Annotated in this window: 9 protein-coding genes and 1 pseudogene; 8 read left to right on the plus strand and 2 right to left on the minus strand. The window is 44.3% G+C overall.

Annotated elements, in window-relative coordinates:
• Both AB4653_RS13355 and AB4653_RS13360 read left to right on the plus strand, forming a co-directional pair.
• Positions 1-143, plus strand: a pseudogene (locus AB4653_RS13355) (potassium transporter TrkH); the annotation flags it as partial.
• 26 nt (positions 144-169) lie between these two features.
• Positions 170-724, plus strand: coding sequence for a DUF3157 family protein (locus AB4653_RS13360; protein WP_009848100.1), 555 nt, complete (start codon positions 170-172; stop codon positions 722-724).
• 22 nt (positions 725-746) lie between these two features.
• Here AB4653_RS13360 and AB4653_RS13365 read toward each other — a convergent pair whose 3' ends face one another.
• Entirely contained in the window at positions 747-1,400 is a 654-nt protein-coding gene (locus AB4653_RS13365; RefSeq protein ID WP_009848101.1) for a hemolysin III family protein, read from the minus strand.
• Between the two features lie 173 nt (positions 1,401-1,573).
• Positions 1,574-2,365, minus strand: a complete 792-nt coding sequence (locus AB4653_RS13370) for a sporulation protein (protein ID WP_009848102.1) — start codon at positions 2,363-2,365, stop codon at positions 1,574-1,576.
• A gap of 283 nt (positions 2,366-2,648) precedes the next feature.
• On the opposite strand from AB4653_RS13370, the gene AB4653_RS13375 reads away from it, so the two are divergent.
• The 6 genes from AB4653_RS13375 (at position 2,649) to AB4653_RS13400 (ending at position 7,763) form a co-directional block, all read left to right on the plus strand.
• Positions 2,649-2,816, plus strand: a complete 168-nt coding sequence (locus AB4653_RS13375) for a hypothetical protein (protein WP_009848103.1) — start codon at positions 2,649-2,651, stop codon at positions 2,814-2,816.
• A 131-nt stretch (positions 2,817-2,947) separates the two neighbouring features.
• A complete protein-coding gene (locus AB4653_RS13380) occupies positions 2,948-3,211 on the plus strand; it encodes a YihD family protein (protein WP_009848104.1) in 264 nt (87 codons plus the stop codon).
• A gap of 326 nt (positions 3,212-3,537) precedes the next feature.
• The gene (gene ccoG, locus AB4653_RS13385) at positions 3,538-4,956 is read left to right on the plus strand and encodes a cytochrome c oxidase accessory protein CcoG (protein WP_009848106.1); all 1,419 of its coding nucleotides are present in this window, start codon (positions 3,538-3,540) and stop codon (positions 4,954-4,956) included.
• Between the two features lie 74 nt (positions 4,957-5,030).
• The gene (locus AB4653_RS13390; RefSeq protein WP_102258034.1) at positions 5,031-6,017 is read left to right on the plus strand and encodes a serine/threonine protein kinase; all 987 of its coding nucleotides are present in this window, start codon (positions 5,031-5,033) and stop codon (positions 6,015-6,017) included.
• Positions 6,018-6,070: 53 nt separating this feature from the next.
• Positions 6,071-6,670: a thiol:disulfide interchange protein DsbA/DsbL gene (locus AB4653_RS13395; protein ID WP_009848108.1), complete on the plus strand. Its 600-nt coding sequence runs from the start codon at positions 6,071-6,073 to the stop codon at positions 6,668-6,670.
• A gap of 139 nt (positions 6,671-6,809) precedes the next feature.
• Entirely contained in the window at positions 6,810-7,763 is a 954-nt protein-coding gene (locus AB4653_RS13400) for a DUF2860 domain-containing protein (protein WP_009848109.1), read from the plus strand.
• The last annotated feature ends 84 nt before the right edge of the window (positions 7,764-7,847 follow it).

Below are 7,847 nucleotides of genomic sequence, written 5' to 3' on the forward strand. Positions count from 1 at the left end.
TGGGCAGCGTGATCGGTCCAACCGGGAACTTTGCTCCACTGCCAGACGCCGCTAAATGGTTGCTAAGTTTAGGCATGCTAATGGGACGACTCGAGATACTGACGCTCATTGTTCTATTTTTCCCAGCCTTTTGGCGACGCTAATTCCGCGAATATTTAAGGAAACACAGATGAAATCATACGTACTTCTCGCTAGCGCATTGCTCGCAAACTCAGTATTCGTAAGTTCTGCCTTTGCTGATCAAATGGTCACATTGTCTGATGGCAAGCAAGTGTTACTAAAAGACGATTTTACTTGGCAGTATGTGAGTAACGCATCATCGAATGCAGAGTCAGCATTGACGAGTATTCCTGTAGCCAAAAACACACGCGGTACCACAATCAAGATTGGAGACACCAAGCCAAGCTTGCAGCTTTCCAAATCAGGTGTGGACGTTTTGATTGGGGCAGGACTCTACGAGAATGAACAGCTAATCTTACCTATTTCAGTCACTAACCAAAGCACAGAAGCCGTTGTGCTAGTTACGCTAAATATCACAGTCTACTCACCAACGGGTGAGCTGCTGCATCAAGGCAGTATCAACACTTGGCAATCCATTAAGCGCCTTGCTGATACCTACCTTCGACCACAAACTTCGGCAGAAGGTAAATACTTAGCGATCGATGTTGATAAGTATCCTGAATATAAAATAGACGTGGAGATCACTGACGTTTCTACCCGTTAGGGGCATACCGGTTCAATCAAAACTAAACTGGTGTCACAAACAGATAGATAGCGAAGAAATGGCAAGCGCAGCCCGCCAATACAAACAAGTGCCAGATGGCATGGTTATAAGGGATGCGTTTTGCCACATAGAAAATCACACCCAGCGAGTAAATCACTCCGCCAACTGCCAGTAACACCAAACCACCTATATCGATATTCATCGCTAATTGATAAACAACTATCAAAGATAGCCAACCCATCGCTAGGTAAATGAACAGCGATAAACGCTTGAATCGATAAACGAAGGCTATCTTCATGATGATGCCCACCAGCGCAATCCCCCAGATCACCGCCATCAAACCCATAGCCAATGGGGTTCTTAAGCCCACTAAGAGAAACGGCGTGTAACTGCCTGCAATCAACAAATAAATCGCACAGTGGTCAAGGGTTTTGAGTAAGCGCTTGGTTTTCTCAGTGGTGATCGAGTGGTATAACGTGGAGGCGATAAAGAGCAGAATAATACTGCTGCCATACACCGCCATACTAGCAACAGTTAGCATGTCGGCTTGGTAATCAAACGCACGAATAAGCAGCAAGATCAGACCAACCACGCCGAGCACAACGCCCAAGCCATGGGTTATTGCATTAGCGCGTTCTTCGATGTCACTGTATTCGCTGGCTGATGATGCAGACATGAATATCCTACTAGAGTAAATGTTCGATTGACCCAGTATTGCACATTAAGCTTACACGTGTAAGCTTAAATTTTTATGACACCTTTTATGACACTAATAACGCCTGAAATATGAAATGAGGCTAAAAGATCCAAAACTAAATAACCAAAGAGTTAAATAAAGGATTATAGGAACTAAGAGGCGTTATCTAGATATTCAAGTACCATCTTGCCAGCATCTTGTGGTGAGGTATCCAGTGGCACACTCAATTGACGCTGTAGCTTACCAACGCCTAGCAAGCTAGCTAACATGCCTTTTGCACCATCGCGATTTCTATCAATCTCGAACCACAACTTCAGCTCTGTTTCATCACGATGAGCCACCACTTCCAATTCACGCCAACGGCCATGATAAGGACCCGTCGTCGGCACAAACTCAAACTCTTGTACAAACGGCAGTTCAAAGCCTTTGACCGCTTCACATTCCACTTGACGAATACGCAGGCCTTGAGCTTCAAGCTCGTTAAAAATACCATCGAGCAGTGGGTCGGGACGAACCGTTAAGGTGTCTTTATCCGATGGGTCAATCGCCATCGCAATATCCAACCCGGTTTCCAGCCATACCTTTGAATCACCAATCGTAACCGGTGTGTTCAGTGGCACATCAAACTCACATTCAAAGTCACGGGTTTCACCCGGTTGAATCACAAAGGCATACGGCAAGCTCCATTTTGCCAGCGAGTATGTCTGGTGCATTCGGCGTTTATGACCGCCCTCTTGCCCTTGCGAGTTCGCGGTAACTTCTTTGACGTAGCGACAGCATAAGTTGAGATCAATGTTATCGATCTCCTGCGGCTGAGCGCCTCCGTAGACATGTACAATAATGCTCGCCTTCTTACCTGGATAAAGCACTTCCTGTTGCAATACAGAATCCACCTTGGCAGATCCAATTCCAAAACTTGCTAACGTTTTCTTTAAGAACGACATATGCACCTCCTTTAAAGCATCATCTTAAGCCTGAAAGAGGTTCAAACTCAAATATACTGCTCACACTATTTTAGCTCTAATATCGTTTAATTATCACTCAGGCGTCGATCGATAACTTAGATAGTGATAATCTAACCCTTGATATGCATGCATATCATTATCCTGATTTATTTTTCGGATTGGCGAAAGCCAGACGAGTGACTCTTCAAGCAATTGAGGCGGAGCTCATGATAAATCAGGCCATTAGATTGGCAATGGATATGCCTGACCGTTAGGTAAATTAATGCGCCCAACAGCTGTCAGGTTCTCGCACACCAACCGTAGTGCGATGCGTCGTCGTAGTGGCTTTGTTGCTGCTCCAACGGCTAAGAAATTGGCTCCTACAATGACTCTCGTTGAGAAGGCTGCTTTATTAGCACCGACTGCAACAAAAGTAATTAAAGCCGCTTAACAAAAAGCGCAGTTTTTACTGCGCTTTTTTCTTGCCCGCTCCCATCTTGAAATGTGTTTACACATTGGTATTCCCTACCCGATTTGATACCTTAGCCACAAATCATTATAAAATTTGTGGAGAAATAAAGTATGAAGTGTCACCGCATTGAAGAACTGCTTGAACTGATGGAGCCTGAGTGGCAGAAAGATCAAGAGCTTAACCTATTAGAGTTCATCATTAAGCTATCAAAAGAAGCGGGCTACCAAGGTAAGCTTGAAGAGCTAACTGACGATGTTCTTATCTACCATCTAAAAATGCGTAATAGCGAAAAAGATGAAATGATCCCAGGTCTTAAAAAAGACCAAGAAGATGATTTCAAAACCGCAATTCTAAAAGCACGTGGCCTTCTTTAGTCGCCTATTTATTTAGGGCTCAATTGCCGTATAGATAAAAAACTCAATGTTTAAAAGCGACCACTCGGTCGCTTTTTTGTTTCTGTTCGCTATTTTTTCGTCACAACTGTTATGACTTTTGTTGTTAAAGGTTGATAGCGTTAAAGAAATGAGAACAAGATTGTCGCTATAATCGCCATCCATAAGAATCTTCTAAAATAATAAGAGTGAGTGCGATACCAATAAATGCACCAAACTCAATTTCTACAGGTTCTCTAAACCATACTTTCAAGTAATGTCGTCATGCTCGAGTTAACCGGGCAAACAAGCCACAAAAAGGATAGTCCATGAGTCAGGATAAAATCGATATCAAAGATGTGACTCCTAAAACCTTTAACCCAAAAACACATAAAGGTAATGGAGATCGATTTAACCCAAGTAACCGAATCTATGTTCGAGAAAGCAAAGGTAAATTCCAACAACTGCGCCGTTATGGCGGTTGGTTCTTACTTTTACTTTTTGCGCTTATCCCATGGATCCCATTTGGTGAGCGACAAGCGATCTTGCTCGATATCGGCAGCCAACAGTTCAACTTCTTTGGTACAACCCTATACCCACAAGATCTAACGCTACTCGCTATCCTCTTCATGATTGCGGCGTTTGGCTTGTTCTTCATAACCACCTTCTTAGGGCGAGTCTGGTGTGGCTACCTGTGTCCACAAACCGTCTGGACCTTCATGTACATCTGGTTCGAAGAGAAACTGGAAGGCGCTGCCAATAAGCGAAGAAAGCAAGACTCAGGCAAACTGACGAGCAATTTAATTCTCAGAAAAACCATCAAGCACATCGCATGGTGGGCGATTGCGATTGCGACGGGCTTAACCTTTGTCGGTTACTTCATCCCAATCAAAGAACTGGTGGTTGGCTTCTTTACCTTTAACTCGACTTTCTGGCCGGTGTTTTGGGTATTGTTCTTTGCTGGGTGTACTTATGCGAATGCGGGATGGATGCGTTCTATTGTTTGTCTGCACATGTGTCCTTACGCGCGTTTCCAATCGGCAATGTTCGATAAAGATACCTTCATCGTGGGTTACGACACTGAGCGAGGTGAAAGCCGCGGCCCTCGCTCTCGTAAAGCCGATCCAAAAGAACTTGGGCTAGGCGACTGTATTGACTGTAATTTATGCGTTCAAGTGTGCCCGACGGGTATCGATATTCGTGATGGTCTGCAATACGAGTGTATTAACTGTGGCGCGTGTATTGATGCTTGTGACAACACCATGGAACGTATGGGTTATGAGAAAGGTCTGATCAACTACACCACCGAACATAGGCTTGAGGGGCACTCAACCAAGGTGATGCGTCCTAAGCTCTTGGGCTATGGCGTAATACTGATCGTTATGTTGGGGCTGTTTTTCGCACAAATCGCGAGTGTTGATCCTGCAGGCTTAAGCGTTCTGCGCGATAGAAACCAACTATTTAGAATCAATAGCCAAGGGCTTGTCGAAAATACTTACAACTTGAAAGTCATCAACAAGACTCAGCAAGAGCAAGAGTACAAACTTGATGTCAGCGGGCTACCGGATTCTATCTGGTACGGTAAACAAAAGATTACCGTAGACCCTGGTGAGGTTTTAAACCTTCCTATCAGTTTGGGCGTCGATCCAGAAAAACTGAGCTCACCAGTTTCGACAATTCAGTTTATACTCTCGGATAATGAAGAGTTTACGATGAAAGTCGAAAGCCGCTTTATCAAGAAGCTCTGATACCAGTCACCTTAGTGCTAGGTATAACAACCCAATAAATGGAAAAAGGCTCAGTAATGAGCCTTTTTTATTCTATGACGATGCAAGCCTTTAACTTTGATAACCTGACTCCCGACTTCATGTGGTACGCACTGGAGAGTATTGGAGTCCGTGCTGAATCCGGGCTTCTCGCTCTCAACAGTTACGAAAATCGAGTGTATCAATTCACCGATGAAGACCGTAAACGCTACGTCGTTAAGTTTTATCGTCCGCAGCGCTGGAACAAAGCACAGATCCAAGAAGAGCATGACTTCGCACTCGAGCTTATCGAACAAGAGATGCCAGTTGCACCTCCAATGCGAATCAATGGCGCAACCTTACATGAATATCAAGGCTACCTATTTGCCTTATTTGAAAGTGTTGGTGGCAGACAGTACGAAGTCGACAATCTAGACCAATTGGAAGGCGTTGGACGTTTTCTTGGGCGTATTCATAAAGCCAGCGCAGGAAGAACATTCCAACATCGCCCAACCATCAGCTTAGATGAATACCTTTATCAACCACGTAAAATTCTAGATAACTCTCAGTTTATCCCGACACACCTAGAGAACGCGTTCTTCAATGATGTCGACCTTCTGATCAAAGAGCTAGAGAGCCAGTGGCCAAGCAATATTGAAAATATCCGCCTGCATGGTGACTGCCACCCAGGCAATATCTTATGGCGTGACGGGCCAATGTTCGTCGATCTTGATGACGCACGTAACGGCCCTGCGATACAAGATTTGTGGATGCTGCTTAACGGCGAGCGTCAAGATAAGCTAATGCAACTGGATATTCTGCTAGAGAGCTATCAAGAATTTTGCGATTTTAATACCGCGCAACTGAAACTAATCGAACCACTACGCGGTCTACGTATGGTGCATTACATGGCATGGTTGGCGAAACGATGGAACGATCCTGCATTTCCTCTAGCCTTCCCATGGTTTAATGATCCAAAATATTGGGAGCAACAAGTACTTGCTTGTAAAGAGCAAATTGCTACCCTGCAAGAGCCACCACTTTCGTTAATGCCTCAGTGGTAACAGCAATCGCAACACAACTAGATAAAAATTCAAACATAATGGAGATTGGATAAATGAAAAAGCTATTCGCATTTTTCTCATTGATCATGTTGAGCCTTTCAGCTCACGCTGCGAAATTTAACGAAGGTGAACACTACAAAGTTCTCGATCTAGAAGCATCAAAAAAACCAATGGTGACAGAGTTCTTCTCTTTCTACTGCCCACACTGTAATAGCTTTGAACCAATCATCCAGCAGCTAAAACAACAGCTACCAAAAGACGCTAAGCTACAGAAGAACCATGTTTCATTCATGGGTGGCAACATGGGTCTGCCAATGAGCAAAGCTTACGCAACCATGATTGCACTGAAAGTTGAAGATAAAATGGTGCCAGTGATGTTTAACCGCATCCACACCATGAACAAGCCACCACGCGATGAAGAAGAATTGCGTCAAATCTTCCTAGACGAAGGCGTTGATGCTAAGAAATTCGATGCGGCATACAACGGCTTTGCAGTCGACTCTATGGTTCGCCGCTTCGACAAAGCATTCAAAGACAGCGGTCTTTCTGGTGTTCCTGCGGTCGTCGTTAACAACCGCTACCTAGTAGACGCTCAAGGTATTAGCTCTCTCGATGAGTACTTCGAGCTCGTTAACTTTCTACTTAAGAAGTAACGTATTGATTAAAGGAAGCTTCGGCTTCCTTTTTTGCACTAGTTCAAAAAGATTCATAGATAAACAATCATCCTGAAAACGTTGTGCTTTACTGATATCAATATCCAGTCCTAAGAACTGGTAGGCAAGGAGCCTTTGAATGAAAATAAAAATAACGCTTTTGGCACTGAGCATTGCAGCCTCTCCTGCTTTTGCCAAGCTTGCAGACGAACAAGGTTTCAGTGGTGAAATCTCTATTAATACAGGGGTTACCTCTTCCACCTCAAACTTTAATACCGATGCTAATAGCACCATTTCGTCCATTAACCAGAAAGCCTCATCTGAAAGCTCATTTCTTGTCGCTCCTTTAGGCAGTATTGCTTACACCTTTGGCGAGAAATTGAATCACCAGGTATACACAGGTACCACTCGTGATGACGTAGCAACAGGTACTGTCGTGCTTGAGGTTGGTTATAAATACCAACTAGAGTCAGGCATGACCATCGACGCTTCACTTTTGCCGACTATCATGTCAGGTGAGACTTGGGCCGACCCGTACAACACCACTTCAGGTCGCACCAAAACGGATGAAACAGGCAATGCCTTTCGTGTGAAACTAAGTAGCATTGCGGGGTCTGCTTTCTCGTTAGACATGGCCTACGCCACCAAAGATGTGGAAGATGATCGGGTTAGAGAAGAATTACAGCGTGATGCCAATACTTTCTACCTGAAAGGTCAGTACCGTCAACCAATCAACCGCACCATGATGTTAGTACCATCATTGATTTACCAATCAAGTTCTGCCGATGGCAAAGCTGCCTCTTATGAACAGTTTGGCGGTGAAGTGAGTTTGTTTGGCGGTATGGGTCGTCACCAATACGCACTAACAGCGGGCTATAACCAACGCTCTTACGATGCAAGCAACCCTATCTACAGCAAGAAGCGCAGCGACGACAACATCAACCTATTTGCCGCGTATGAATATGATCAATTCATGGACTGGGAAAACTGGTCGTTTGTTTCGCTTGCGGGCTACGGCACCAGCGACTCGAACATTACCTTCTACGATGAATCACAATACATCGTCTCAGTTGGCTTGAACTACAAGTTCTAATCACTGCTTTCTAATAACCATTAGTTCATAACAACGAAAGCCTGCGTAAAAGCAGGCTTTCTTGTTTTTATACCAATCACAGTA

This window comes from Vibrio sp. 10N.222.48.A3 (assembly GCF_041475345.1).
GTDB lineage: Bacteria > Pseudomonadota > Gammaproteobacteria > Enterobacterales > Vibrionaceae > Vibrio > Vibrio tasmaniensis_A.